Here is a 24,682-nt window from a genome sequence, read left to right as displayed (position 1 = left end):
CGCCCCCCCCCCCCCCCCCCCCCCCCCCTCCCCGCCCCGCCCGCCCCCGCGCCCGCGCCCGCCGCGCAGACGCCGGCCGCTCCGTCCGCGCCGCCGGTTCCCGCCGCTCCCCCCGCCCCGGTGCCGGGCGCCGGGAAGGTCAACCTGGACAAGGGGCGGGTCAGCCTCCAGAAGAACCAGACGGTGTCCCTGGTCAAGGGCGGCCGCCCGCTGCTGTCCGTGGTGCAGATGGGCCTCGGCTGGGAGCCCGCGCACCGGGGCAGGGACATCGACCTGGACGCCTCGGTCATCGCCTACGGCCCGCAGCGCAACCCGGTCGACAGCTGCTACTTCGGCAAGCTGACGATCCTGAACGGCGCGATCAAGCACTCCGGTGACAACCTCACCGGCGAGGGCGGCGGCGACGACGAGATGATCATGGTGGACCTGGGCCGGATCCCCCAGGAGGTCACCGGTCTGGTCTTCACCGTCAACTCCTTCTCCGGGCAGAAGTTCACCGAGGTCGCCAAGGCGTACTGCCGGCTGCTGGACGCGGACACCGGAGAGGAACTGGTCCGCTTCGACCTCACCAACGCCGAGCCGCAGACCGGCGTGATGATGGCCAAGTTCGTCCGGCAGTTCTCCGGCGAGTGGGACATGACGGCGCTCGGCGAGTTCGTGAAGGCCCGCACCGTGCGGAACATGGTCGATCCCGGAGCGCGCGCCCTCTAGGGCTTGTCGCGAACGTGGCCTCGTGGCCCGAAGGGCGGCCGCGCGGCGTCCGGCGGCGCCCCCGTGCTCGCGGGGGCGCGCCCGGTCCCTCACGTTCCGGCGGCCGGGCGCAGTCCCTCGGTCAGCAGGGTCAGGTAGCGGCGGATCTGCTGCCCCCGCCCGCCGGCGAGTTCCGACGCCGAGGCCACGCCGTGCGCCAGGCGCAGGACCTCGATCGGCTCGATGTCCTGGCGCAGGCTGCCGTCGTGCTGCGCCGCCTCCACCAGCCGCCGCGCCGCGTCCTTCAGCCGGGTGCCGCAGACCGTGTCCGCGGCGAAGCCGCCGTCGGAGACGGCCGAGCCCAGCAGCGCCTTCATGCCGCGCACCTGGATCGTGCCGACGCACACCTCGTGCAGCCACTCCGTCAGCGCCTCGCCCGGCGGCAGCCGTGCGGCGAACTCCCCGGCCCGGTCCGCCATGGCCTGCATCCGGTCCACGTACGCGGCCTCCAGCAGATCCTGCCGGGTCGGGAAGTGACGGTAGAGCGTGCCGGCGCCGACCCCGGCACGTTTGGCGATGTCGTCGAGGGACGCGTTCTCCCCGTGCTCGGCGAAGGCCTCGGCCGCCACCGTCAGCAGCCGTTCGTAGTTGCGCCGGGCGTCCGCGCGCATGGGCCTGCCCTGCGGCATCCAGCTACTCCTCGCGCACCGGGGGTCTTCCCGGAATCGTATCGGCCCCCGGCCCCGCCGGTCGGGGCCGCTGCGCCGGCCGCCCGGACCCGTACCCGACGCTGCCCGGGTCCTCCTCCCGGTGGCGGTGCACCGCGCCGGTGCCCAGGGCGATCGTGGCGCGGACCCGCATGGGCCCGTCACCGCGGCGGGACAGCAGCACGACCTCGGACACCCGGGCCCGTGTCACCCCGAGCCGGGCGGCGCACTCGGCCGCGAGGTCCCGCGGGGCCCGGGTCCGCCCGAGCGAGAGGTGCGGGGTGAACCGGGGGAAGCGGTCCACGCAGTACGGGAACGGCTCGGCGAGCACCCGCCGCAGCTCCGTCCAGGGCGCGACGCCGGCCGCCGCGGGGTCCAGCCACACGGTGGAGAAGGACCGGTGGCCGAACGAGCGGACCCCGGCGAGCCGGGCGTCGAAGGGCGCGCACCGCGCCGCGGCGGCGGCCAATAGCGGGAGCGCCGCCGGGAAGTCCTCCTCCGGTACGAAGCCGAAGACCAGGTTCACATGGGGCGGCCAGCGGCGGATCTGCGGGTCGTGCTCGACGCGGATGTCCTGGACGGCGGGCCACAGCACGGCCGGAGGCAGCCACGCCACGGCGGTCCGGGGCGTGGGCGCCGACTCCAGGCGGCCGGGCACCGGCGAGCGGGACACCCCTCCATCATGGCCCACCACCGGTGGGCAGGGGTGTGGCCCGCACCCTCGTGAGGGCGCGGGCCACGGTCAGGGCCGGCCGCGGTTCAGGTCTCCCCCGGCTCAGGTCTCCCACGGCCAGTCGGCGTTCCGGGCCCGCTCCAGCAGCGGCACCATCCGGAAGGCCGAGTCCGACAGGCCGCCACTCCGGGCGGGGGCCGCGGGCCGGGCGAGCCGGTTACTTCACCGCGGATGTCAGCCGCGCTTCTGCCGCTTCCAGGGGCCGGTGATGGCCAGCATGATGCCCGGCTCCTGGATGTTGGCGAAGAGGGTGCGGCCGTCGGGCGAGAAGGTGACGCCGGTGAACTCGCTGTACTCCGGCTCCTCCGCGGTGCCGATGTTCAGTTCGTTGCGGGCGATCGGGTAGGTGCGGCCGCTCTCGGTGGCGCCGAACAGGTGCTGGACGCCCTCGCCGTCCTCGGCGATGACCAGACCGCCGTACGGGGAGACGGTGATGTTGTCCGGGCCGTCGAAGGCGCCGTCCGCCGCGGGGTCGGGGTTGACGCCGAGGAGCACCTTGAGGGTCAGGGTGCGGCGCTTGGGGTCGTAGAACCAGACCTGGCCGTCGTGCTGGACGGGGCTCTCCGCGCGGGCGTAGGAGGAGACGATGTAGGCGCCGCCGTCGCCCCACCACATGCCCTCCAGCTTGCGGGCGCGGGTGACCTGGCCGTCGGTGAACTGCTTGCGGACGGACGTGGTCCGGGCGTCGCGGTCGGGCACGTCCACCCAGTCGACCCCGTAGACGGTGCCGATGCGGGTCGCCCGGGAGAGGTCGTCGACGAACTTGCCACCGGAGTCGAAGCACTTGAACGCCTGGAGCGCGCCGGCGTCGTCGGCGAGGGTGCGCAGTCTGCCGCGGCCGTGGCTGAATCCCTCCGGCGGGGTCCAGCGGTAGAGGAGGCCGTTGGGGCCCGAGGCGTCCTCGGTGAGGTAGAGGTGCCCGCGCTTGGGGTCGACGACGACGGCCTCGTGGGCGTAGCGGCCGAGCGCCTTGACCGGCTTGGGGTCGCGGTTGGCCCGGCGGTCCTCGGGGTCGACCTCGAAGACGTAGCCGTGGTCCTTGGTCATGCCGTTCTGGCCGGCCTTGTCCTCGGTCTCCTCACAGGTCAGCCAGGTGCCCCACGGGGTGTTGCCGCCCGCGCAGTTGGTGGAGGTGCCGGCGACGCCGACCCACTCGGCGACGTGGTCGCGGCGGACCTCGACGACCGTGCAGCCACCGGAGGCGGCGGGGTCGTAGACGAGGCCCTCGGTCAGCGGCACCGGGTACTGCCAGCCGGCGCGGGGGCCCTTCAGCTCGTGGTTGTTGACGAGGAGGGTGGCGCCCCGTGGGCCGTCGAAGGTGGAGGTGCCGTCGTGGTTGGAGGGAGTGAACTCGCCCGACTCCAGTTTCGTCCGGCCGCTGTAGGTGATGATCCGGTATCGGAAGCCCTCGGGCAGGGCGAGGACGCCGGCCGGGTCCGGGACCAGGGGGCCGTAGCCGGGGCCGTGGTGCCCGTGCGCCTGCTCGCCCTCCGCGCTGTCGATCTCGGTGGCGGCGAGGGCGTTGGGCGCGGTGGCGAGGGCTCCGACGCTGCCCGCCAGCGCGACCCCGGCACCGGTGACCGCGGATGTTCTGGCGAAGTCCCTGCGAGTGAGCGACATGGAGTCTCCCTGTGACGGTGGGCACGTGCCGTGGAGGGTGGCGGGCCTCGGTTCGGCGCACACGCTCCCGTCGCTTCCTGAACGGGAGTTGAACGCCGTACTGCTTCCGAGGCCCCGGTTCCATGAACCCGTAGGCACGCCCTCTCGCCAACGGCAGGCACCGGCCATCTTCGCCCGGGTGCGGGCGGCCGGGTGCGGGCGGTCGCTCAGCCGCCCTGCTGGGACCGCGCCTTGAACGCGGCCTTCCGCGCCTCCTTCGCCACCTTCTTGTCCGGGTGCAGCCGGCCCATCGCCTCCAGGACGTCCGCGGTGGCGGGGTGGTCCACCCGCCAGGCGGCCGCGAAGAACCCGCTGTGCTGCTCGGCCAGCCCCTCCACCAGTGCCTGGAGCTCGTCGGAGTTGCCCTCGGCGGCCAGCTGGGCCGCCACCGTGTCGACGGTCAGCCAGAAGACCAGGTCCTGGGAGGGCGCCGGCACTTCGGAGGCGCCGCGCTCGCTCAGCCAGACCCGGGCGAGTCCGCCGAGTTCGGGGTCGTCCAGCACCTCCCGCAGCGCCGGTTCGGCCTCCGCCCCGACCAGGGACAGCGCCTGCTGGCAGCGCAGTCGGCGCAGCGGCGCGCCGGCGTCGGCGCCGCGTGCCGCCGCGAGCAGGTCCCGGGCCGCGGCGAGCGGTTCGCGCCGGCCGAGCCACTGCTCGGTCTCGGCCTGGGCGGCGGACTGCCCGAACCGGGCGGTGCCGTCGAGCAGGGCGTCGGCGCCCTTGTCGGCGAGTTCGCCGACCGCGGGGGCGTCGATGCCGGCCTCCAGCAGCCGCGCCCGCAGTCCGTACGCGCCGAGCGGGGTGAGCCGGACCAGGCCGTAGCGGGAGACGTCGGTGTCGTCGACCGGCGCGGCGGGCTCCTCGTCGGCGTCGGCCATGAGGTCCTCGTCCACCGGCCGGTACTCGACGAGGCCGATCGGCTCCAGTGTCCGGAACTGGTCGTCGAGCCGCATCATCGCGTCGGAGACCTGCTCCAGCACGTCGTTGGTGGGTTCGCCCATGTCACTGGGGACGATCATCGAGGCGGCGAGGGCGGGCAGCGGCACGGGGGCCTGGCCGGGGCCGTCCTCACTGACCGTCAGCAGGTAGAGGTTGCCGAGGACGCCGTCGAGGAACTCCGCCTCGGCCTCCGGGTCCCAGTCGAGTGACGCGAAATCGATCTCGCCGCCCTCGTCCATCGCGTCCATGAGGCCGTCCAGGTCCGGCACGCTCGCGTCCGCGACGACGGTCTCCAGGGCGCTGAGCCAGACGGTGAGCACGTCGTGCGGGGAGCCGCCGGTGAGCAGCGCCAGTTCCTCCCCGGCCCTCACCGTCCCGGCCTCCTCGTCGGTGATCTCGACCAGCCCGGCGTCCACCGCCACCCGCCACGCCTCGGCGGCGTACGCGGCGGCGTCGTCCCCGCTCAGGCCGAGCGTCCCGGCGGCGTCCGGCAGTTGTTCCTCGACCAGGCCGCCGCCGGCGTCCACGCGGGTCGCGGGGCCGGCCCAGCGGGCGAGGCGGACGGCGTGGGAGAGCAACGGCGTGGACAGGGCGGCGCGCGCCAGCTCCGCTTCGGGGTGCAGCCGTACGGGCGGCAGGGGGGAGCTGTCTGACATCGGCTGGTTCTCCTCGGGCCGTGAAATCACTCAGCCGCTCAGCCTAGACGGATTTCCACCCATGCCGCCCGGTTCATCTCCCCGCCGGTCGCCGTACATGGCCGAAACCTTGACAACTCCGGGCGCCTGGCGGGAGATTGACGCGCGTAGAAGTTGGGGGGACAACTGTTCACTCGGCTCTATGCGTGTCACGGAGGGCCACGAGCCCGACACGCTCCCGTTCCACCCTCGTCCCGGCGCTCACGCACGTCCCCGGAGGGATCCCTTGCCGAGCAGGTCCACCGCGCGCCTCGCCGCGCTCACCGTCGCCGCCGTCTGTTCCACCGCGTCGACCGTCGTCCTCACGTCGCCCGCGCACGCCGACTCGGTGCGCATCCACGACATCCAGGGCACCACCCGTATATCCCCGCTGGCCGGCCAGAAGGTCGCCGACGTGCCCGGCATCGTGACGGCCACGCGCACCTACGGCTCGTCCAAGGGCTTCTGGATGCAGGACCCGACCCCGGACGACAACCCGGCCACCAGTGAGGGCGTGTTCGTCTTCACCAGCTCCACGCCCAAGGTTGCGGTCGGCGACTCCGTCACGGTGACCGGCACGGTCTCCGAGTACGTCCCGGGCGGCGCCTCCTCCGGCAACCAGTCGCTGACGGAGGTCACCAAGCCGACGGTCACCACCGTCTCCACCGGCAACGCCGTCCCGGCGCCCACCGCGATCGACGCGAAGTCGGTGCCGGCCGCCTACGCCCCGGCCGGCGACACCGCCGCGGCCGGCTCCGTCAACGGCCTGGCCCTGGACCCGTCGGCGTACGCCCTGGACTACTACGAGTCCCTGGAGGGCATGAACGTCCAGGTCGCCGACACCCGCGTGGTGACCGGCACCGACCCGTACAGCGAGCTGTGGGTCACTGTGAAGCCGCGGGAGCACCGCAACCACCGCGGCGGCACGGTCTACGGCTCCTACGAGTCGCAGAACACCGGCCGGCTGCAGATCCAGTCGCTGGGCTCGACCGCCGACTTCCCGAAGGCGAACGTCGGCGACACCCTGGAGGGCACCACCACCGGCCCGCTGGACTTCAACCAGTTCGGCGGCTACACCCTGGTCGCGAGCAAGCTCGGCACGCTCACGAGCGGCGGCCTGGAGCGCGAGACCACGGCCAAGCAGTCCGCCCGCGAGCTGGCGGTGGCGACCTACAACGTCGAGAACCTCGACCCGTCGGACAACACGTTCGACAAGCACGCCGCCGCGATCGTGAACAACCTGCAGTCGCCCGACATCGTGTCCCTGGAGGAGATCCAGGACGACAACGGCGCCACGGACGACGGCACCGTCGACGCGAGCGCGACCGTGAACAAGCTGATCGACGCGATCGTCGCCGCGGGCGGCCCCACGTACGACTGGCGCTCCATCGACCCGGTCAACGACCAGGACGGCGGCGAACCGGGCGGCAACATCCGCCAGGTGTTCCTCTTCAACCCGCAGCGGGTGTCCTTCGTGGACCGCGCGGGCGGCGGCTCCACCACCGCGGTCGGCGTAACCAGGGCGCACGGCAAGGCGCAGCTCACGGCCTCCCCGGGCCGCATCGACCCGGCGAACGCGGCCTGGGCCAACAGCCGCAAGCCGCTGGCCGGCGAGTTCACCTTCCGCGGCAAGACCGTGTTCGTGATCGGCAACCACCTCAACTCCAAGGGTGGCGACCAGGGGCTGACCTCGCAGTACCAGCCGCCGACGCGCAGCTCGGAGGTCCAGCGCCACGCGCAGGCGACCGAGGTGAACGCGTTCGTCAAGGACATCCTGTCCGTGCAGAAGAACGCGAACGTGATCGCGCTCGGCGACATGAACGACTTCGAGTTCTCCGAGACCGCCAAGATCATGGAGGGTGACGGCGAGCTGTGGTCGGCGATCAAGTCGCTGCCCCGGAGCGAGCGTTACACCTACGACTACCAGGGCAACGAGCAGGTCCTCGACCAGATCCTGATCAGCCCGGCGATCCGCCGCGGCTGCGACTTCGAGTACGACAGCGTGCACATCAACTCGGAGTTCAACGACCAGATCAGCGACCACGACCCGCAGGTGCTGCGGTTCCGTCCGTAGGTCCGCAGGTCCGTAGGTCCGTATCCTTCGGCACCGAACGGGGCCGCCGGGCTCAGAGCCGGCCGAACACGTCGTTCAGCCAGTCCTGCCAGGCGGCTTCGTTCGCCCCGGCGTCGGCGTCCGGCGCGAAGTCGTGGACGCTGATGCCGAGCGGCGCGCCCCAGTGGCCGCGTCCGAAGAACCGGACGAGGGCGCTGTCGGTGCGCAGCCCGATGAAGTACGGGTTGCGGTAGTCGAGCACCGCGTCCAGGGTCCGCCCGCCGGGCCCCTGGACGGCGGCCTTGGTGCCCGCCGCCGCGTCGTCCGGCAGGCCGAGCGCGCGGGCCGCGGCGGCCAGCGCGCGCGGTGTCGCGGAGGCGGCGGGCCCGTTCAGCTGGGCGAAGGCGACCGGGCGGGGCGCGAAGTGCGTCAGGTACTCGCACAGGGTGTGCAGATAGAAGTTGGTGTGCTTGCTCGCGCCGTCGTACTGGTTGTTCCAGTCGTCGGTGAAGATGCCGCTGTGCACGTAGCGCACCCAGGCGCGGCGGCCCTCGTCTCGGGACTCGATGGTGTAGTCGAGCTGGTTGAGCGACTGGGTCGGGAAACCGACGTCCTCGCTGCGGCTGGTGTAGCGGTGGGGAGGGTCCCAGGCGGTGACGGTGGACCCGAAGGGCCCCCTGCCGCCCTCCCGGGGCTCGGGCGGGTCCATCGGCCACAGGTAGCCACCGCTGCCGGTGGTGACGGCGTCCCACACCTTCTCCGGCGGGACGTCGACCTCGAACTCGCGGACGATCTCGAATTCCTGGGGCATGGCGAAGCTCCTGCTCAGCTCTCGACGGACGGCTGGTCCTTGACCACGGGGTGCAGCGCGATCACGATCCGGTGGTCGCGGCCGCCCTCGGCGTCGGGGGCGTCGTACTTGCGGACCAGGGCGCTCACGCCGGCGGTCAGCTCCTGCACGAAGGCCGCGCGGTCGGCGGCGGACGCGAAACGGACCTGGCCGTCCAGGGCGTAGGTGGCCAGCGGCCTGCGGGCCCGGGCGGCACCGGTGATCAGAATGCCGACGTCCCGCACCAGACGAGCGCCGAGGGCCAGCAGCCAGCGCGCGGAGAGCTGGTCACGGAAGCGGTCCGGGTCCGGCTGCACGGCGGGCAGCGCGGCCGGCGAGATGACGTACGACGCGGCGGTCGCGCGCATGAGCCGCTCGGTGACGTTGCCCTTGCGGCGCTCCCCGGCCAGTTCGACCAGGCCGTGCCGCTCCAGCGTCTTGAGGTGGTAGTTCACCTTCTGCCGGGGCAGACCGACCCGGCCGGCCAGCATCGCGGCCGAGGCGGGTTCCGCGGCCAGCTCGGCGAGCAGCCGGGCCCGTATCGGGTCGAGCGATACGGCCGCCGCCTCGGGGTCCTCGATCACGGTGACGTCCAGCATGCGTCCACCCTCCCACCGAAAACTAAATCTGTCCAAGCAGACTTCGTTTTCGGTGGGAGGGTGGACGGGGTTGGCACCGCGGGCGGGCGCTTCAGTGGTGGCGCTGCCTGCGCCAGGCGAAGCCCGCCGCCACGGCGGCGGCGCCCAGCACACCCACGGCCGCGATCGCGCCGGGGTGCCGCATGCCCGAGCGCACCGCGCCGCGCAGCGGCTGCGGGACGCCGGACGCGCCGGAGCGGCCCGCGCGGGCGGCCCGGTCCTGCACCACGTGCCCGGCGTGCGCGGCCTGGTCCTGCAGGACGTGCCCGGCGTGCGCCGCCCGGTCCTGGACCAGGTGCCCGGCGTGGGCCGCCCGGTCCTGCACGGCATTGCCCGCGTGCCGGGCGCTCACCCGGAGCTGCACGGTCATGGCGCCGGCCTTGTCCCGCAGGTCGGCGGCCCGGGCCCGAGCCCGGCCCTTCACATCGGCCTTGTCCATGAGCTGCGCGACGGTGTCGCCGAGCTGGCTCCTGGTGTGCTCGATCTGGCGCCGCAGCTCGTCGGGGCCCTTGGCGCCCGAGCCGTGCGGGATCCTGTGCGTCATCGATGTGCCCTTTCCCTGATCTCGTCGACGTCCGCCCTGACGCTGCCGAGCGTCTCCTCCGGGGTCGGCGGGGCGGCGCGGCGCAGCTGCGCGCGCCCCGCCACGGCCAGCAGGCCGGCCACCGCGAAGTACACGGCGGCGACGATCAGCGCCGCCGCCCACACGGGCAGGGCCAGGGAGAGTGCGGCGGTGGCCGCGCCGGCCAGCACGATCAGGCCGACGTAGCCGACGGCGCCCGAGGCGCCCAGCAGTCCGCCGCCGCGCCCGGCCCGGCGTCCCTTCTCGGTCAGCTCTTCCTTGGCGAGGGCGACCTCCTGCCGCAGGAGCAGCGAGAGCTGTTCGGTGGCCCGGCCGACGAGTTCGCCCGTGGAGGGGCGCCCGTCGGCCGCGGGCCGTGCGTGCTGGGTCACGGTCACGGTGTCCGCCTCCTCTCTGTACGGAACATCCGGGTACCCCGGTCGCGGTCCGTCAGACCTGTCCCGGTCCCCCGGCCCCGGCTTCGCCGAACCGCGCGAGTTGGGTCTGGAACCAGTCGAGCCGGGCCTGCAACAGGGCTGCCTCGGCGGCGAGTTCGGGCAGTCCCAGCTTCCCGGCGGCCGCCAACTCGGTCGCCGTCCCGGCCGGCGGATCGGTCTGGGCCGGGCCGCCCGCGACCACCCGCAGGCCCGCACCGGCGAGCCGGGCGAAACCGGCGAGCGAGACGGACGTACGCCCGCGGACGCAGCCGGCGCACGCGGGGGCGAGGGCCCACCAGCCGGGTCTGCCCCAGCCCGCGTCGGCGAACGCGACGGCGCCGGCGCCGCAGCCGCACGGCCCGGCGGTCGCCGTGCGCACCCGCTGCCGGGCGTAACGGAACCCGCGCTCGAAGCGGATGTAGGAACCGAGCACGGAGACTTCGAGCAGCACGGTGTCGCGGTGCTGCGCCGTGCACCGCAGGGCCTCGGCGGCCGCACGCTCGTGCACGCAGTGGAAGCCGCAGTCGCACCGGCGCGCCGGCGCCCGGTGCCGGCGCCCGTAGACGCAGGAGGCGTCGGCGAGGACGCCGTACGGCAGCGCGCCGCCCAGGGACACACCGGTGAACCCGGCCCGGGTGCCGTCCTGGGACAGCACCGGGTGGGCGATCTTGTATCCGGTCGGCGGCTCCGTGGGGCGTTCCACCGGGAGCCGCAGCCTCATCGGGCCGCCGGTACCTCTTCGCGGGCCGGTTCGGCCGGTGCGGTACGGGTGATCTCCTCGGGGAGCGGCTGCTCCTCCTCGTGGACGGGCGGCCGCTCCTCGGCGACCCCGGTGGCCAGTGCCTTGCCGAGCTTCATGGTGCCTCCCATGACCGACGTAGATGACCCTCCGTGCCCATAGTGACCCATGAAGGGCCGAGTTGGACACAGGGCCTCCGGCCGTCCATGCGACAGATCAGCAACGCTACGCGATACCCCGTAGAAGATTTAAGTGGAGCTACATCGTCGTGGCGCCGAGACTACCCGTATGACGAACCGAGGCACCCGACGCACCCCCTTCGGCCGTACGCTCTGCGCGATGATCACCCCGTTCACCGAGGCGGGCACCCTCGACCTGGAGGGGGCCGGGCGGCTGGCCGCGCGACTGGTGGCGGAGGGCTGCGACGGCCTGGTGCTCAACGGCACCACGGGCGAGTCGCCGACCACCACCGACGCGGAGAAGGCGCACCTGGTCAGGGCCGTACGGGAAGCGGTCGGGGACGGGGTCCCGCTGGTGGCTGGGGTGGGGTCCGCGGACACCCGGCACACGGCCGGACTGGCGCTGGCGGCCGGGAAGGCGGGCGCGGACGGGGTGCTGGTGGTGACCCCGTACTACAGCAGGCCCCCGCAGGAGGCGGTGGCGGCGCACTTCCGCGAGGTCGCCGACGCGAGCGACCTGCCGGTGATGCTCTACGACATCCCGGGCCGCACCGGCACCCGGATCGAGCCGGAGACGATGATCCGGCTGGCCGGGCACCCGCGGATCGTGGCGGTCAAGGACTGCTCCTACGACTTCCTCGGCACCCAGAAGGTCCTGGCCGAGACGGAGTTGGCCTACTACGCGGGCTGCGACGAGCACCTGCTCGCGCTGTACGCCGTGGGCGCGGCCGGGTGCGTGAGCACGGTCGCCAACGCCGTGCCGGGCCACGTCGCCGCCGTCCTCGACGCCTTCGACGCGGCGGACACCGCCCGCGCGGCCGAACTCCAGTCGCGGCTCACGCCGTTGATCGAGGCGGTGACGGGCGCGGGCCTGCCGGGCACGGTCACCGCCAAGGCGCTCCTCGGCGGACTCGGCCTGCCCGCCGGCCCGGTACGCGCACCGCTGCTGCCCGCAGGGCGGGAGGCGGCCGAGGAGCTGCGGGCACGGTACGACAAGCTGGTCGGCGAGGCGTGAACGGGCGGCCGCCGGCGCCCTGGGCAGAAACTCCCGACGGCCACCGGAGCCCCTGCCGTACCGTGCCCCCATGAGCCGCCCCCTGCTGTTCCTGGACGTCGACGGGCCCCTCAACCCGTACGCGGCGCGGCCGGAACGCCGCCCGGAGGGCTACACGACGATCAGGGCGTCGGTGCGCCCGGGCCGGCCCCTGCGGGTCTGGCTGAACCCGTCCCACGGCCCCGCGCTGCTGTCGCTCGGCTACGACCTGTGCTGGGCCACGACCTGGATGGGCGCGGCCAACCGCTGGATCGCGCCGGTCGTCGGCCTGCCCGAGCTGCCGTACGTCGATTTCGGGCAGGGCCTGTTCGCCGAGCGGCCGGACGGCGTCCACTGGAAGACCGAGGCGATCGTGACGTACGCCGCCGGCCGCCCCTTCGCCTGGGTCGACGACGAGCAGAGCCCGGCGGACACCGCCTATGTGGCGGCGGAGCACCCGGCTCCGGCCCTGCTGCACCACGTCAACCCGAGGGTCGGCCTGCGCGACGAGGATTTCGCGGCCCTGGCGGACGCCGTCACCGGCCTCGTGACACGCCTGTGACAGTCGGCGGACAGCGCCATGACCTCCCCTCATCAAAATCGAATAAAGAGGGCGAACGAGCAGGAATGCGACTAAGCGGACACCCAGGCATCCCGGCACCCGCCCACTGCTTCCGAGGACGCGAGCAGCGACGACCGAGTCGAGCGCCGAAGGACATCCCCATGAGCCTCACCCTCACCCCGCAGATCGCCGAAGCCCCCGCCCCCGAGCTGGCCCCGCGCGAGCGTGAGACCCTCCGGCACATCGCCGCCGGCCGCACCTACCTCCAGACGGCCCGGCACATGGGCCTCTCCAAGCACACGGTCGACGCCTACCTGCGCCGCATCCGGGCCAAGCTCGACATCACCACGACGGCGGAGCTGACTCGCCTGGCGATCTCCATGGGGTTGTGAGGCTGTCTCCGGCGGTGAAGGTGCCGCAGGGGGGAGGGGGCTCGGTGTCGTGAGGGCGGCCGCGGGGACGGCCGCCCTCATGCCGGTCCATGAGTGGGATGTCCGTCAGTCCTCCAGCCGGACCGGCATCAGGACCGAGAAGGTCCCCTCGTCGTCGGGCCGGCGGAGGGCGATCGGCACGGTGGGGGTGTCGAGTTCGAGAACCAGCCGGTCCCGCCCCCCGGCGGCCAGCGCGTCCAGCAGGAAGTCACGGTTGACGGCGACGCGGTCCGGGGCCGCGTCACCGTCCGCGCAGAGGGTCACCGTGCCGCCGTCCCGCACGCTGAGCACGCTGAGGTCGGGTGCGCCGGCCCCTTCGGAACGCACGGGACCGGTTTCCAGGGCCCTGCGGAAGTCCGCCACCTCGACGACGGCACGGCGCCCGCCGGCCTTGGGGAGGAGACGCCGGTAGTCGGGGAAGTCGTGGTCGAGGCACTGGCCGGCCGCCTGCCTGTCCCCCACCTCCAGCGTCACGCGGTCACCGTCGACGGACAGCCGCACGGGTCCGTCACCGTCCAGCAGCGCCCGCATCGCGTCGACGAGCGGGGTGGGGACGATGGCCTGCACCCGGCTCCCGTCGTGCCCGGCGACACCGGCCTGCGCGATGGCCATGCGGTACCGGTCGGTGGCGACGAGGTGGAGTCTCTCGCCCTCGATGTCGAACATGACCCCGCCGAGCGAGGGCAGTTCGGGGTCGGTGCTGACGGCGAACCGGACGGCGTCCAGTGCGGCTGCCAGCTCGGGTGCGGCGCCGGGCATCCGGACAGTGGCGGTACGAAGCGAGGTCATGGCGTTCTCCCGTTGATCGAGTAGCGCTCGGAGCGCGGAGAACTCGCCGCGGGCATCGGACAGCCCTTGTTCGAGACGGCCGAGGTGGGCCGTGAGCAGCTTCCGGACCAGATCGGTGTCCGCGCCGGACCAGCTGGCCAGCACGAGCCTGATGTCCGGCAGCGGCATCCCGGCCCGGCGCAGGCGGGCCAGCAGCCGGGCCTCCTCGAGCTGCCCGGGCTCGTACCAGCGGTATCCGCTCACCGGATCCACCCAGGCCGGGACCAGCACACCGGCACGGTCGTAGAACCGCAGGGCGCTCACCCCCAGACCGCTGTCACGGGCCATCTCGCCAATGCTGCGCATGTCGTTCTCCACACCCCGCACTCTGAGCCCTGCACAAGGTCGAGGGTCAACCGTCCTCCGGCCCGCCGAGTCGCTACGTCGGCCTCAGGCCCGCAGGCGTGACCAGCCGTCCCGGTTGGAGAAGGTCTCGAAGCAGTAGCGAGTGGACCGCTCCCACTCTTCGCCGGTCGCCAGTTCGTACGCCCTGTCCGGCACGTAGAGGAGCGACTCGCCGTCGCACGTGGAGGCGGTGTACGGGGCGAACCGGTCCACGTCGAAGAACACCGACTCCCAGACGGACCGGCCGGCGGCCACCACGGCGCAGCGTGCGTACAGGAAGCTGTCTGCGGACTGCGGGAAGGGCGCACCGTCTCGCAGCGTCAGGTCGGCGACCGGCAGAGTGCCGAACTTCTCTAGATCAAGACGGTACAGAGCCTCAGCAAGACGCTCGGCGAAGCCCTGGATGTCGTGCACCGGGTGCGTACTCAGCTCCGCGGCAAGCCGGAGGCAACCGGCTTCATCGGCCTCGCCGTCCAGAGTGCCTATCAGCGCCCAGAAGGCGGCCCAGGTCATGATCACGGGCAGAGCGTACTCCCGCCCGCCCACATCACAACGCGGGCGAAATGTCATACCTTGACCTCACCCGATATTCTCTGACTATAGTCAGAGAATGGACTCGACGCAGATCGACCAGGTACGGCGGTTCAACCGCACCGTCACCGAACGCGTGGGTGTGCTCCACGACGACTACCTGGGACGCGACCGGCCCATCAGCGAGGCCCGGCTGCTCTGGGAGATCGGCGAGCAAGGTCAGGACGTGCGACGGCTGCGTCAGCGCCTCGGGCTGGATTCCGGGTACGTCAGCCGACTGCTGCGCTCCCTCGAGACCGACGGCCTGGTGACGGTCGAGCCGCACCCCGAGGACAAGCGGGTGCGCAGCGTCCGACTCACCGACAAGGGCCGCGCGGAGCGTGCCGTACTCGACCGTCGAAGCGACGAGCTGGCCGGTTGCCTCCTGGAACCGCTCAACACGAGCCAGCGCGCCCGGCTGGTCGCCGCCATGGCCGAAGTCGACCGGTTGCTGACCGCCTCGACGGTCGTGCTGGACGACGTCGACCCGGGCCACCCCGACGCCGAGCACTGCCTGCGGTCGTACTTCACCGAGCTTCAGGAACAGTTCGAGACCGGCTTCGACCCCGCGCGGAGCCTGCTGCCCGACGCGGGCGAACTCCGGCCTCCACACGGCCTGTTCCTCGTGGCCCGGCTGCACGGCGAGCCCGTCGGCTGCGCCGGTCTGAAACTGCCGCCCGGCGCGCCCGCCGAGGTCAAGCGCATGTGGGTCGCACCTTCCGTCCGGGGCCTCGGACTCGCCCGCCGGTTCCTGGCCGAGCTGGAAGCACGGGCCGCCCAGCACGGCCGCGACGTACTGCGCCTGGACACCAACAAGGTGCTCAGCGCCGCGATCGGCCTGTACCACGCATACGGCTTCCAGGAAGTAGCCCCCTTCAACGACGAGCCCTACGCCCACCACTGGTTCGAAAAACGGATCACCGCGTCATCGGGTGACCGGCAGTGAAGGCGAGCGGCAGCCCGCAGCGGCGAATCCCCAAGCCGGAGCGCCCGGTCACAGGGGAGGAGAAACGGCTTCGCCGACCCCAAGACTGGATCGACACCCGCTCAATGGCGCCCAGCGCTCACACACGAGCGCCCTCCCGGGCCGTCCCAGGGCCGTGACGTCGGCCCGTCGAACCGACCGGGGGCCGGTGAGAGTCTCGGCTCTGCCGGCCTCGTGCCGGAGCAACTGTGAGGGCGCGCCTCAGGGCCTCAGGGCGGCCACCACGACCGACTCGTATCGACCGTCTTCACTTACCGTGACAGCCATGCATTGACGCTCACCGTGGCAGTGTCCACGCTGGTAGCGGGGGCCGTGGAAAGGATCGCGATCGTGAGTGGTGGAAGGAGTGAGCTCCCCCGGCTGCTGACGGCAGCGGAGAGGGCAGCGCCTGTGGAGGCCGTCGATGTGATCGCCGCGGACCTGCAGCGGCGTTTCAGGGCCCGAAGGGTCTCTTTCCTCCTCGTGGACCTCACGGGGAAAGCGGTGGTGCGGCTGTCCACCGCCGGTGCCGCGGAAGCGGGGCGGGAGCAGATCCCGATGGCCGGCAGCGTCTACGACAAGGTGATCCGCACCCAGCAGCTGTACCAGGAAGCGACTGGCCAGGGACAGTGGGTGATCGTGCCGGTCACCAACCGGGGCGACGCCATCGGGCTGCTGGAGCTGCTCCTGCCGGCCGCTCCCAGTGAGGGTGTCCTTGAAGCGGTCGGGGAAGCCGCCCACGTGCTGGCCTACGTCGTGATCGCCAACGGCCGCTTCACCGACCTGTACACCTGGGGCAAACGCTCCAGGCCCCCCACCCTGGCCGCCGAGATCCAGTACCAGCTGCTGCCTGCGTCACTGTCGTGCGAGGCTGCGCAGTTCACACTGTGCGGGAGCCTGGAGCCCTCCGCAGCCCTCAGCGGCGACACCTTCGACTACGCCCTCGACCGCGACACCCTGCACGTGTCGGTGACCGATCCCATGGGCCACGACATCGACGCCGCCCTGGCCGCCACGGTTTTGGTGGCCGCTCTGCGCGGTGCCCGCCGGGCAGGAGCCGGCCTGGCCGAGCAGGCCCACCTGGCCGACCAGGCTCTGGCCGACCACAGCCACGGTCACGCCACCGGGCAGTTGCTGCGCATCAACCTCCACACCGGGCGGGCACAACTCGTCAACGCCGGTCACCCTTGGCCACTGCGCATGCGAGAGGGCACCGCGGAGACGATCACCTGCGAGGTGGACCATCCCTTCGGGCTGTCCGTGCGTGTGCCCCACCCCTACCGCGTTCAAGACCTTGATCTGCGCCCCGGTGACCGTCTGCTCATGCTGACCGACGGCATGCTCGAACATCACGGGGAGCAGATCGACCTGCCTGCCCTGCTGGCGAAGACCCGGGATCTGCACCCGCGGGAGGCCGCGCTGACGCTGACCTCCGCAGTCCTGGACGCTGCCGGCGGCCAGCTCGAAGACGATGCCACCGTGATGTGCCTGGACTGGCACGGCCCTCAGAAGACCCAGCGACACGTCAGCTCCGGCGCGGACACTCTGCAAGCCTCAGCCGCCCGCGCGAAGCGGTAGCGAGGGGCCAGGGTCTCCGACCAACGCACGAGCGCCCTCCCGGGCCGTCCTCGGGCCGTGGAAGGGCGCTCAATGGTGACCATCGTCGACCGGTGCCGACAGCTCGGCAGCAGGCCAGAGCGTTGATCGGTGAGGCGGCCGCAGATCACGGCCGCCGCGATCAGTTGTGGCTGTGCAGGATGTCGTTCAGCCCGCCCCACACCGCGTTGTTCGGCCGGGCCTCCACCACGCCCGTGACCGAGTTGCGGCGGAAGAGGATGTTGGAGGCGCCGTTGAGGTCGCGGGCCTTGACGATCTGGCCGTCGGGCATCGTCACGCGGGTGCCCGCGGTGACGTAGAGGCCCGCCTCGATGACGCACTCGTCGCCGAGCGCGATGCCGACGCCCGCCTCGGCGCCGATCAGGCAGCGCTCGCCGATCGAGATGATCACGTTGCCGCCGCCGGACAGCGTGCCCATGGTGGAGGCGCCGCCGCCGATGTCGGAGCCGTTGCCGACCACGACGCCCGCGGAGATGCGGCCCTCGACCATGGAGGTGCCCAGCGTGCCGGCGTTGAAGTTGACGAAGCCCTCGTGCATGACCGTGGTGCCCTCGGCGAGGTGGGCGCCGAGGCGGACCCGGTCGGCGTCGGCGATCCGCACGCCCTTGGGGGCGACGTAGTCCGTCATGCGCGGGAACTTGTCGATCGAGGTGACCTGGAGGTGCAGGCCCTCGGCGCGGGCGTTCAGCCGCACCTTCTCGATGTCGTCCACGGCGACCGGGCCGAGCGAGGTCCAGGCGACGTTGGCCAGGTGGCCGAAGATGCCGTCGAGGCTCTGGCCGTGCGGCTTGACCAGGCGGTGCGAGAGCAGGTGCAGGCGCAGGTAGACGTCGTGCGCGTCGATCGGCTTCTCGTCGAGCGAGGCGATGACCGTGCGGACCGCGACCACCTCGACGCCCCGGCGGGCGTCCGGGCCGATGGCCGCGGTCGCGCCGCCGCCGAGCAGCTTGGCGGCCTGCTCGGCGGTGAGCCGCTCGGTGCCGGCGGGGCCGGGCTCGCCGACCAGCTCGGGGGCCGGGAACCAGGTGTCGAGAACGGTGCCGTCGGAGGCGAGGGTGGCGAGGCCGGCGGCGACGGCGCCGGTGGTGCGGGAAGCAGTGTCGGTCATGTGGGAAAACCTAACGTGAGGGGGCCTGCGTGGGCGAACCCGCGCGGGGGGCGTCTCAGGTGCCGGGCGCGGGTTCAGGGGATCACCCGAGCCAGCACGGCGCGCGCGTACTCCTCGTCGTACGAACCGCCGGTCAGCAGCACCTGGAGGCAGATGCCGTCCATCAGCGCGAGCAGCGCCCGCGCCGTGACCGCGTCCGTGCGGCGGGCCAGTCCCTCCGCCGCCCGTTCGGTCCACTCGGCGGCGACCGGCCGCAGCGCCGGCCGCCGCAGCGCGGCGAGGTACAGCTCGTACTCCAGTTCCACGCCCGTCCGCTCGCCGCCCAGCCACTCCCCCAGCGCCCCGGCGAGCTGCGCCGCGAGGTCTCCGTGGCCGTCCTCGGGCAGCCGCTCGGCCAGCACCCGGGCGAACCCCTCGTTGGTCTGCCGCAGTGCCGCCACCATCAGCTCCTCCAGGGTGGCGAAGTGGTACGTGGTGGAGCCGAGCGGGACGTCCGCCTCGGCGGCGACCGAGCGGTGGCTGAGCCCGGCGATGCCCTTGCGGCCCACCACCCTGATCGCCGCGTCGATGATCCGCTGCCGCCGCTCCGGATCGTGTCTGCGGGCCATCAGTGGGCGCCGCCCAGGTTCAGCACCACCACGCCGCCGACTATCAGCACGATCCCGGCGACCTTGGCCGCGCTCAGCCCCTCCCCGAACAGCAGCAGGCCGAGGACGGCGATGGCCGCCGTCCCGACCCCGGACCAGATGGCGTACGCCGTGCCGATCGACACCGTCCGCAGGGTATGGGCGAGCAACGTGAACGAGACGAGGTAGCCCACGGCCGTCACGAGCGAGGGCCCGAGCCTGCTGAATCCCTCGCTGTACTTCATCGCGGTCGTCGCGGCGACCTCGGCGGAGATGGCTCCGGCGAGCCACAGGTATCCCATGTGTACGAGCGTACACATGCAATGTGTACGGGTGTACGGATGAGGCGGTATCAGTTTTCGCGGCCATCGCTTGCCGAAACGCCGTACGGCGCTCCCCCGGCTCCACTAATGTGCGGCACTCGGCCTCACATCGGCCTCACACGTCATTCACCTCACCCTCACGCCCCCGGCCGCGCTGCCGGGCGGCGGTGGAGAACCACGCATGCCCGACGACACCCCCCGCCCTCCGCACCGGCAGCCGTGGGAGCACGGCTGGGACCCGGACGCCTCCCGCACCCCCGGCACCCGAAGACTCTGGCTGGCCGGGGCGCTGGCCCTGGCCACGATCGCGGCCGGTGCGACCGCGATAGCCGTGAACGACGGGGCCGCGAGCGGGAAGACCGCCTCGCCCGCGACCCCCGGAGCCCCCACCGACAGCGGCCCGGGGCTGCTGTCCTTCACCTCACCCTCGCCGGGCGCGACCGCCCCCTCCGGTGCGGCCCCGCACCGGTCCGGGGCCACGCCGTCCGGCACCGGCGCACCGTCCGCCACCGGCCGTGCGTCCGGGCACCCGGACCGCCCTGCGGACGGTCCGGCCAAGTCGCCCGACACGCACGGAAGTTCGCCGAAGCCGTCGTCCGGGCGGCGGTCGGTGCGCTCGCTCAACCATCCCGACCGCTACTGGCACGTCAGCGACGGACTCGTACGGCTCGACCCGGCCGGTTCCGCCGCCGAGCGCCGCGACGCCACCTTCACGGTGGTCAAGGGGCTGGCGAAGGCGGGCTGTTACTCCTTCGCCACGGCCGACGGCGGCTACCTGCGGCACCGGAACTTCCTGCTGCGCGCCGAACACGACGACGGATCCCGGCTGTTCGAGCAGGACGCCACCTTCTGCCCGCGCACGTCCGCGTTCGCCGACGCCGTCATGCTGGAGTCGGTCAACTACCCCGGCCGCTACCTGCGCCACCAGGACTTCCAGCTGAAGCTGGACCCGTACCAGAACACCGACCTCTACCGGGCGGACTCGGCGTTCCTGCTGGTGGCCGGGCTGGCCTGAGCACGCGGAAGCGGCGGCACCCAGGAGGTGCCGCCGCTTCCGGCGCGAGGTCCCGCGCGAGGTTCCCGCGCGAGGGGTCGCTCAGACGTTGAAACCGAGCGCCCGGAGCTGCTCCCGGCCGTCGTCGGTGATCTTGTCGGGGCCCCACGGGGGCATCCAGACCCAGTTGATGCGCAGCTCGTTGACGAGGCCGTCCGTGGCGGACTTGGCCTGGTCCTCGATGACGTCCGTCAGCGGGCAGGCCGCCGAGGTCAGGGTCATGTCGATCGTCGCGATGTTCGCGTCGTCGATGTGGATGCCGTAGATCAGGCCGAGGTTGACGACGTCGATGCCCAGCTCGGGGTCGACGACGTCGTACAGCGCCTCGCGGAGTTCTTCCTCCGAGGCCGGCTTCAGCTCAGCGGTCTCGCTCATGCGGTCTTCCTTTCGGCTTCGGCGCCACTCAGCGCCTGGGCCGTCGCGTCCTTCCACGCCATCCAGCTCAGGAGGGCGCACTTGACCCGCGCGGGGTACTTGGAGACGCCGGCGAACGCGACCGCGTCCTCCAGCACTTCCTCCATGGCGTCGTCCGGCTCGATCCTGCCCTTGGACTGCATCAGCTCCAGGAAGGTCTCCTGGATCTTCTGCGCGTCGGTCAGGTCCTTGCCGACCAGCAGCTCGTTCAGCACGGAGGCCGAGGCCTGGCTGATGGAGCAGCCCTGCCCCTCGTAGGAGACGTCCTCGATCGTCGTGCCGTCGTACTTCACTCGGAGGGTGATCTCGTCGCCGCACGTCGGGTTCACGTGGTGCACCTCGGCGTCGCCATCCCGAAGACCACGCCCGTGCGGGTTCTTGTAGTGGTCCAGGATGACTTCCTGGTACATCGAGTCCAGCTTCACGGTGTCGACACGCCTCTCAGCCGAAGAAGTTCCGTACGTGCTCCAGCCCCTCGACCAGTGCGTCGATCTCGGCCGGCGTGGAGTACAGATAGAACGACGCTCGCGTGGTCGCAGGAATTCCGTAGCGCAGGCAGACGGGCCGCGCGCAGTGGTGGCCCACGCGTACCGCGATGCCCTGCTCGTCGAGGACCTGACCCACGTCGTGCGGGTGGATGTCACCCAGCGTGAAGGAGATCGCGGCCCCGCGGTCCTCGGCCGTGGTCGGGCCGATGATCCGCAGGTCCTGGACCTCGCCCAGCCGGCGCACCGCGTACTCGGTGAGCGCGTGCTCGTGGGCGAGGATCTTGTCCATGCCGATCGAGTTCAGGTAGTCGATCGCGGCACCGAGGCCGACCGCCTGCGCGATCGGGGGCGTGCCCGCCTCGAACTTGTGCGGCGCCGGGGCGTACGTGGAGGAGTGCATCGAGACGGTCTCGATCATCTCGCCGCCGCCGAGGAACGGGGGCAGGTCCTCCAGCAGCTCCTGGCGGCCCCACAGGACGCCGATGCCGGTCGGGCCGCACATCTTGTGGCCGGTGAAGGCCACGAAGTCGGCCTGGAGCGCCTGCACGTCCAGCGGCATGTGGGGAGCGGCCTGGGAGGCGTCGATGCAGACCAGCGCGCCGACCTCCTGGGCGCGGCGCACTATCGCCTCGACCGGGTTGATCGTGCCCAGGATGTTCGACACCAGCACGAAGGAGACGATCTTCGTCTTCTCGGTGATGACCTCGTCGATGTTGGAGAGGTCGAGCCGGCCCTCGTCGTCCAGCCCGAACCACTTCAGCTTCGCGCCGGTGCGCTGCGCGAGCAGCTGCCACGGCACGATGTTGGAGTGGTGCTCCATCTCGGTGATGACGATCTCGGTCTCGTGGTCCACCCGGTAGGGCTCGTCGGCCCAGCCCAGCATGTTCGCCACGAGGTTCAGCGACTCGGAGGCGTTCTTGGTGAAGATCACCTCGTCGCGGCTGGGCGCGTTGACGAACTCCGCGACCTTGTCACGCGCACCCTCGTAGAGCGCCGTGGCCTCCTCGGCGAGGACGTGCACGCCGCGGTGGACGTTGGCGTTGTAGCGCTCGTAGTACTCGCTCAGGGCGTCCAGCACCTGGCGCGGCTTCTGCGAGGTGGCCGCGTTGTCCAGGTACACGAGCTTCCGGTCGTCGTGGACCAGCCGGTCCAGGATGGGGAAGTCCTTGCGGATCGCCTCGGTGTCGAGGAGGCCCGGCAGCTGCGTCACGCGGATACGCCACCCTTCGTGTATGCCTCGTAGCCCTCGTCCTCCAGCTTGTCGGCGAGCTCGGCGCCGCCGGACTCGACGATCCGGCCGGCGGAGAAGACGTGGACGAAGTCGGGCTTGATGTAGCGCAGGATGCGCGTGTAGTGCGTGATCAGCAGGGTGCCGACCTCGCCGGTCTCGCGGACGCGGTTGACGCCCTCGGAGACGATGCGGAGCGCGTCGACGTCCAGGCCGGAGTCGGTCTCGTCGAGGATCGCGACCTTCGGCTTGAGCAGTTCGAGCTGGAGGATCTCGTGGCGCTTCTTCTCACCGCCGGAGAAGCCCTCGTTGACGTTGCGCTCGGCGAAGGACGGGTCCATGTTGAGACGCTCCATGGTCTCCTTGACCTCCTTCACCCAGGTGCGCAGCTTGGGGGCCTCGCCGCGGATGGCGGTGGCGGAGGTGCGCAGGAAGTTGGAGACCGAGACGCCGGGGACCTCGACCGGGTACTGCATCGCCAGGAACAGGCCCGCGCGGGCGCGCTCGTCGACGGACATCTCCAGGACGTCCTCGCCGTCGAGGGTGACGGTGCCCTCGGTGATCGTGTACTTCGGGTGACCCGCGAGCGAGTAGGCGAGGGTCGACTTGCCGGAGCCGTTGGGGCCCATGATGGCGTGCGTCTCGCCCTGCTTCACGGTGAGGTCGACGCCCTTGAGGATCTCCTTCGTGGCGTTGTCGGCCTCGACGGTGACGTGCAGGTCTCGGATTTCAAGCGTTGCCATGGGTGCCTCAGGACTCCTGGGTGAGGGAGACGAGCACGTCGTCCCCTTCGATCTTTACGGGGTATACGGGGACGGGACGCGTGGCCGGGAGGCCGGACGGCTTGCCGGTGCGCAGGTCGAAGGCGGAGCCGTGCAGCCAGCACTCGATCTGGCAGTCCTCCACCTCGCCCTCGGAGAGCGAGACGTTCGCGTGGGAGCAGATGTCGTTGATGGCGAACACCTCGCCCTCGGTCTTCACGACCGAGACCGGCGTGCCGTCGAGTTCCACCCGCTTCGGGGTGTCCTCCTCCAGCTCGCTCAGCCCACAGGCGCGTACGAAGGTCGTCATGCGACCGAAGCCTCCAGCTCCTCCTCGATCTTGGCGAGCAGGCGCTCCTCGATGTCGGTGACACCGATCTGCTGGACCAGCTCGGCGAAGAAGCCGCGGACCACCAGGCGGCGGGCCTCGAGTTCCGGGATGCCGCGCGCCATCAGGTAGAAGAGCTGCTCGTCGTCGAAGCGGCCGGTCGCGGAGGCGTGCCCGGCGCCGACGATCTCGCCGGTCTCGATCTCCAGGTTCGGCACCGAGTCGACCCGCGCGCCGTCCGTGAGGACGAGGTTGCGGTTCATCTCATAGGTGTCCGTGCCCTCGGCCTTGGCCTCGATGAGCACGTCACCGATCCACACCGCGTGCGCGTCGTCGCCCTGGAGCGCGCCCTTGTAGGCGACGTTGGACTTGCAGTGCGGGGTGTTGTGGTCGACGAGGAGGCGGTGCTCCTGGTGCTGACCGGAGTCGGTGAAGTACAGACCGAACAGCTCCGCCTCGCCACCGGGGCCGGCGTAGGCGACGCGCGGGTGCAGGCGCACGAGGTCGCCGCCGAAGGTGACCACGAAGGACTTGAAGGTGGCGTCGCGGCCGATCAGCGCGTTGTGCTGGCCGACGTGGACGGCCTTGTCGTCCCAGTCCTGGACGGACACGACGGTCAGCTTGGCGCCGTCGCCCAGAACGTAGTCGACGTTGGCGGCGAGCACGGCGTCACCGGTGTGGTCGATGACGACGACGGCCTCGGCGAAGGCTCCCAGCTCGATGACCTGGTGGCCGTAGGCGACCCCGCCCTCGCCGTGCACGGCGATGCGGATCGGCTCGGTGAGGACCGTCTCCTTGGGGACGGTGACCACGCCGGCCTTCTCGAACGCCGAGAACGCCTGGGCGGCGACGCGGTCCACGGGGGTGCCCGCGCGGCCGATCCGTGCGTCGTCGCGGCCGACGGTCTCGACGGTCACGCCCTCGGGGGCCTGGACGTCCACCTTGACGCCGTCGCCGGTGGCGACCGCGGTGCCGTCGTGCAGCCCGCGGAGCCGCTCCAGCGGCGTGAACCGCCACTCCTCCTCACGGCCGTGGGGGACGGGGAAGTCCGCCACGTCGAAGGACGGGGGCGCGCTCATGCGGGTGGCGACGGTCGACTCTGCGGCCACCGCGATCTGGCCCGCGGTGGTGGACCCCACGGGGATGTTCTGAGCCTCAGCCAT

General features: G+C 71.9%; 29 protein-coding genes. 8 read left to right on the top strand and 21 right to left on the bottom strand.

The window, feature by feature from the left end; all coding sequences use genetic code 11:
• The coding region (locus PV343_RS34585) for a TerD family protein (RefSeq protein WP_319150985.1) at positions 1-711 on the top strand (711 nt) is incomplete at its 5' end.
• An 89-nt stretch (positions 712-800) separates the two neighbouring features.
• Here the strand turns inward: PV343_RS34585 and PV343_RS34580 are convergent.
• The 4 genes from PV343_RS34580 to PV343_RS34565 form a co-directional block, all read right to left on the bottom strand.
• Positions 801-1,379: a TetR/AcrR family transcriptional regulator gene (locus tag PV343_RS34580; protein WP_319150984.1), complete on the bottom strand. Its 579-nt coding sequence runs from the start codon at positions 1,377-1,379 to the stop codon at positions 801-803.
• Positions 1,380-1,383: 4 nt separating this feature from the next.
• Positions 1,384-2,070, bottom strand: coding sequence for a 2'-5' RNA ligase family protein (locus PV343_RS34575; protein ID WP_319150983.1), 687 nt, complete (start codon positions 2,068-2,070; stop codon positions 1,384-1,386).
• A gap of 234 nt (positions 2,071-2,304) precedes the next feature.
• Positions 2,305-3,750, bottom strand: a complete 1,446-nt coding sequence (locus tag PV343_RS34570) for an alkaline phosphatase PhoX (RefSeq protein WP_319150982.1) — start codon at positions 3,748-3,750, stop codon at positions 2,305-2,307.
• Positions 3,751-3,956: 206 nt separating this feature from the next.
• Positions 3,957-5,384 carry a hypothetical protein gene (locus tag PV343_RS34565; protein WP_319150981.1) on the bottom strand — a complete coding sequence of 476 codons (1,428 nt, stop codon included), beginning with the start codon at positions 5,382-5,384 and terminating at the stop codon, positions 3,957-3,959.
• A 265-nt stretch (positions 5,385-5,649) separates the two neighbouring features.
• On the opposite strand from PV343_RS34565, the gene PV343_RS34560 reads away from it, so the two are divergent.
• Positions 5,650-7,476, top strand: coding sequence for an endonuclease/exonuclease/phosphatase family protein (locus PV343_RS34560; protein ID WP_319150979.1), 1,827 nt, complete (start codon positions 5,650-5,652; stop codon positions 7,474-7,476).
• A 52-nt stretch (positions 7,477-7,528) separates the two neighbouring features.
• Here the strand turns inward: PV343_RS34560 and PV343_RS34555 are convergent, their stop codons facing one another.
• The 6 genes from PV343_RS34555 to PV343_RS34530 all read right to left on the bottom strand — a co-directional run bounded on the left by PV343_RS34555 (position 7,529) and on the right by PV343_RS34530 (position 10,779).
• Entirely contained in the window at positions 7,529-8,266 is a 738-nt protein-coding gene (locus tag PV343_RS34555) for an SRPBCC domain-containing protein (protein ID WP_319150978.1), read from the bottom strand.
• A 14-nt stretch (positions 8,267-8,280) separates the two neighbouring features.
• Complete coding sequence (locus tag PV343_RS34550; RefSeq protein WP_319150977.1) at positions 8,281-8,883, bottom strand: ArsR/SmtB family transcription factor; 603 nt, start codon at positions 8,881-8,883, stop codon at positions 8,281-8,283.
• Positions 8,884-8,974: 91 nt separating this feature from the next.
• Positions 8,975-9,466 carry a DUF3618 domain-containing protein gene (locus tag PV343_RS34545; RefSeq protein ID WP_319150976.1) on the bottom strand — a complete coding sequence of 164 codons (492 nt, stop codon included), beginning with the start codon at positions 9,464-9,466 and terminating at the stop codon, positions 8,975-8,977.
• Positions 9,463-9,882, bottom strand: coding sequence for a phage holin family protein (locus PV343_RS34540; RefSeq protein ID WP_319150975.1), 420 nt, complete (start codon positions 9,880-9,882; stop codon positions 9,463-9,465). The genes PV343_RS34545 and PV343_RS34540 overlap by 4 nt, the downstream gene beginning before the upstream one ends.
• 52 nt (positions 9,883-9,934) lie before the next feature.
• Positions 9,935-10,642 carry a hypothetical protein gene (locus tag PV343_RS34535; protein ID WP_319150974.1) on the bottom strand — a complete coding sequence of 236 codons (708 nt, stop codon included), beginning with the start codon at positions 10,640-10,642 and terminating at the stop codon, positions 9,935-9,937.
• On the bottom strand, positions 10,639-10,779 hold the full coding sequence (locus tag PV343_RS34530) for a hypothetical protein (RefSeq protein WP_317442664.1): 141 nt from the start codon (positions 10,777-10,779) through the stop codon (positions 10,639-10,641). Before PV343_RS34530 ends, PV343_RS34535 begins: the two co-directional genes overlap by 4 nt.
• Before the next feature lie 169 nt (positions 10,780-10,948).
• Here PV343_RS34530 and dapA point away from each other — a divergent pair, with 169 nt between their 5' ends.
• The 3 genes from dapA to PV343_RS34515 all read left to right on the top strand — a co-directional run bounded on the left by dapA (position 10,949) and on the right by PV343_RS34515 (position 12,826).
• The gene (gene dapA / locus PV343_RS34525; protein WP_319150973.1) at positions 10,949-11,854 is read left to right on the top strand and encodes a 4-hydroxy-tetrahydrodipicolinate synthase; all 906 of its coding nucleotides are present in this window, start codon (positions 10,949-10,951) and stop codon (positions 11,852-11,854) included.
• Between the two features lie 70 nt (positions 11,855-11,924).
• Complete coding sequence (locus tag PV343_RS34520; protein ID WP_319150972.1) at positions 11,925-12,434, top strand: hypothetical protein; 510 nt, start codon at positions 11,925-11,927, stop codon at positions 12,432-12,434.
• A 161-nt stretch (positions 12,435-12,595) separates the two neighbouring features.
• Complete coding sequence (locus PV343_RS34515) at positions 12,596-12,826, top strand: response regulator transcription factor (protein ID WP_319150971.1); 231 nt, start codon at positions 12,596-12,598, stop codon at positions 12,824-12,826.
• A gap of 105 nt (positions 12,827-12,931) precedes the next feature.
• Here the strand turns inward: PV343_RS34515 and PV343_RS34510 are convergent, their stop codons facing one another.
• The gene (locus PV343_RS34510) at positions 12,932-13,999 is read right to left on the bottom strand and encodes a MerR family transcriptional regulator (RefSeq protein ID WP_319150970.1); all 1,068 of its coding nucleotides are present in this window, start codon (positions 13,997-13,999) and stop codon (positions 12,932-12,934) included.
• An 84-nt stretch (positions 14,000-14,083) separates the two neighbouring features.
• On the bottom strand, positions 14,084-14,551 hold the full coding sequence (locus tag PV343_RS34505; RefSeq protein WP_319150989.1) for a DUF4240 domain-containing protein: 468 nt from the start codon (positions 14,549-14,551) through the stop codon (positions 14,084-14,086).
• A gap of 97 nt (positions 14,552-14,648) precedes the next feature.
• On the opposite strand from PV343_RS34505, the gene PV343_RS34500 reads away from it, so the two are divergent.
• Complete coding sequence (locus PV343_RS34500; RefSeq protein ID WP_319150969.1) at positions 14,649-15,554, top strand: helix-turn-helix domain-containing GNAT family N-acetyltransferase; 906 nt, start codon at positions 14,649-14,651, stop codon at positions 15,552-15,554.
• Positions 15,555-15,983: 429 nt separating this feature from the next.
• On the top strand, positions 15,984-17,150 hold the full coding sequence (locus PV343_RS34495) for a PP2C family protein-serine/threonine phosphatase (RefSeq protein WP_319150988.1): 1,167 nt from the start codon (positions 15,984-15,986) through the stop codon (positions 17,148-17,150).
• Positions 17,151-17,310: 160 nt separating this feature from the next.
• Here the strand turns inward: PV343_RS34495 and dapD are convergent, their stop codons facing one another.
• The 3 genes from dapD to PV343_RS34480 form a co-directional block, all read right to left on the bottom strand.
• Complete coding sequence (gene dapD, locus PV343_RS34490) at positions 17,311-18,297, bottom strand: 2,3,4,5-tetrahydropyridine-2,6-dicarboxylate N-succinyltransferase (RefSeq protein WP_319150968.1); 987 nt, start codon at positions 18,295-18,297, stop codon at positions 17,311-17,313.
• A gap of 74 nt (positions 18,298-18,371) precedes the next feature.
• Positions 18,372-18,905, bottom strand: coding sequence for a TetR/AcrR family transcriptional regulator (locus PV343_RS34485; protein ID WP_319150967.1), 534 nt, complete (start codon positions 18,903-18,905; stop codon positions 18,372-18,374).
• Positions 18,905-19,225, bottom strand: coding sequence for a DMT family transporter (locus PV343_RS34480; protein ID WP_319150966.1), 321 nt, complete (start codon positions 19,223-19,225; stop codon positions 18,905-18,907). The genes PV343_RS34485 and PV343_RS34480 overlap by 1 nt, the downstream gene beginning before the upstream one ends.
• A gap of 202 nt (positions 19,226-19,427) precedes the next feature.
• Here PV343_RS34480 and PV343_RS34475 point away from each other — a divergent pair, with 202 nt between their 5' ends.
• Entirely contained in the window at positions 19,428-20,261 is an 834-nt protein-coding gene (locus tag PV343_RS34475) for an AbfB domain-containing protein (RefSeq protein WP_319150965.1), read from the top strand.
• Positions 20,262-20,342: 81 nt separating this feature from the next.
• Here the strand turns inward: PV343_RS34475 and PV343_RS34470 are convergent, their stop codons facing one another.
• From PV343_RS34470 to sufD, 6 genes are read right to left on the bottom strand one after another with little or no spacing between them, the layout of a single operon-like run.
• Positions 20,343-20,675: a metal-sulfur cluster assembly factor gene (locus PV343_RS34470; RefSeq protein ID WP_020939292.1), complete on the bottom strand. Its 333-nt coding sequence runs from the start codon at positions 20,673-20,675 to the stop codon at positions 20,343-20,345.
• Entirely contained in the window at positions 20,672-21,139 is a 468-nt protein-coding gene (gene sufU / locus PV343_RS34465) for a Fe-S cluster assembly sulfur transfer protein SufU (protein ID WP_319150964.1), read from the bottom strand. The genes PV343_RS34470 and sufU overlap by 4 nt, the downstream gene beginning before the upstream one ends.
• 16 nt (positions 21,140-21,155) lie before the next feature.
• Positions 21,156-22,412: a cysteine desulfurase gene (locus PV343_RS34460; RefSeq protein WP_319150963.1), complete on the bottom strand. Its 1,257-nt coding sequence runs from the start codon at positions 22,410-22,412 to the stop codon at positions 21,156-21,158.
• Positions 22,409-23,173, bottom strand: coding sequence for a Fe-S cluster assembly ATPase SufC (sufC, locus tag PV343_RS34455; RefSeq protein WP_319150962.1), 765 nt, complete (start codon positions 23,171-23,173; stop codon positions 22,409-22,411). The genes PV343_RS34460 and sufC overlap by 4 nt, the downstream gene beginning before the upstream one ends.
• 7 nt (positions 23,174-23,180) lie before the next feature.
• Complete coding sequence (locus PV343_RS34450; protein WP_010987727.1) at positions 23,181-23,501, bottom strand: bifunctional 3-phenylpropionate/cinnamic acid dioxygenase ferredoxin subunit; 321 nt, start codon at positions 23,499-23,501, stop codon at positions 23,181-23,183.
• Positions 23,498-24,682, bottom strand: coding sequence for a Fe-S cluster assembly protein SufD (sufD, locus tag PV343_RS34445; RefSeq protein ID WP_319150961.1), 1,185 nt, complete (start codon positions 24,680-24,682; stop codon positions 23,498-23,500). Before sufD ends, PV343_RS34450 begins: the two co-directional genes overlap by 4 nt.

This window comes from Streptomyces sp. WI03-4A (genome assembly GCF_033792105.1).
GTDB classification, from domain to species: Bacteria; Actinomycetota; Actinomycetes; order Streptomycetales; family Streptomycetaceae; genus Streptomyces; species Streptomyces collinus_A.
Note: the sequence above shows the minus strand (reverse complement) of the source record. Positions and strands in the feature narration are given on the sequence as shown.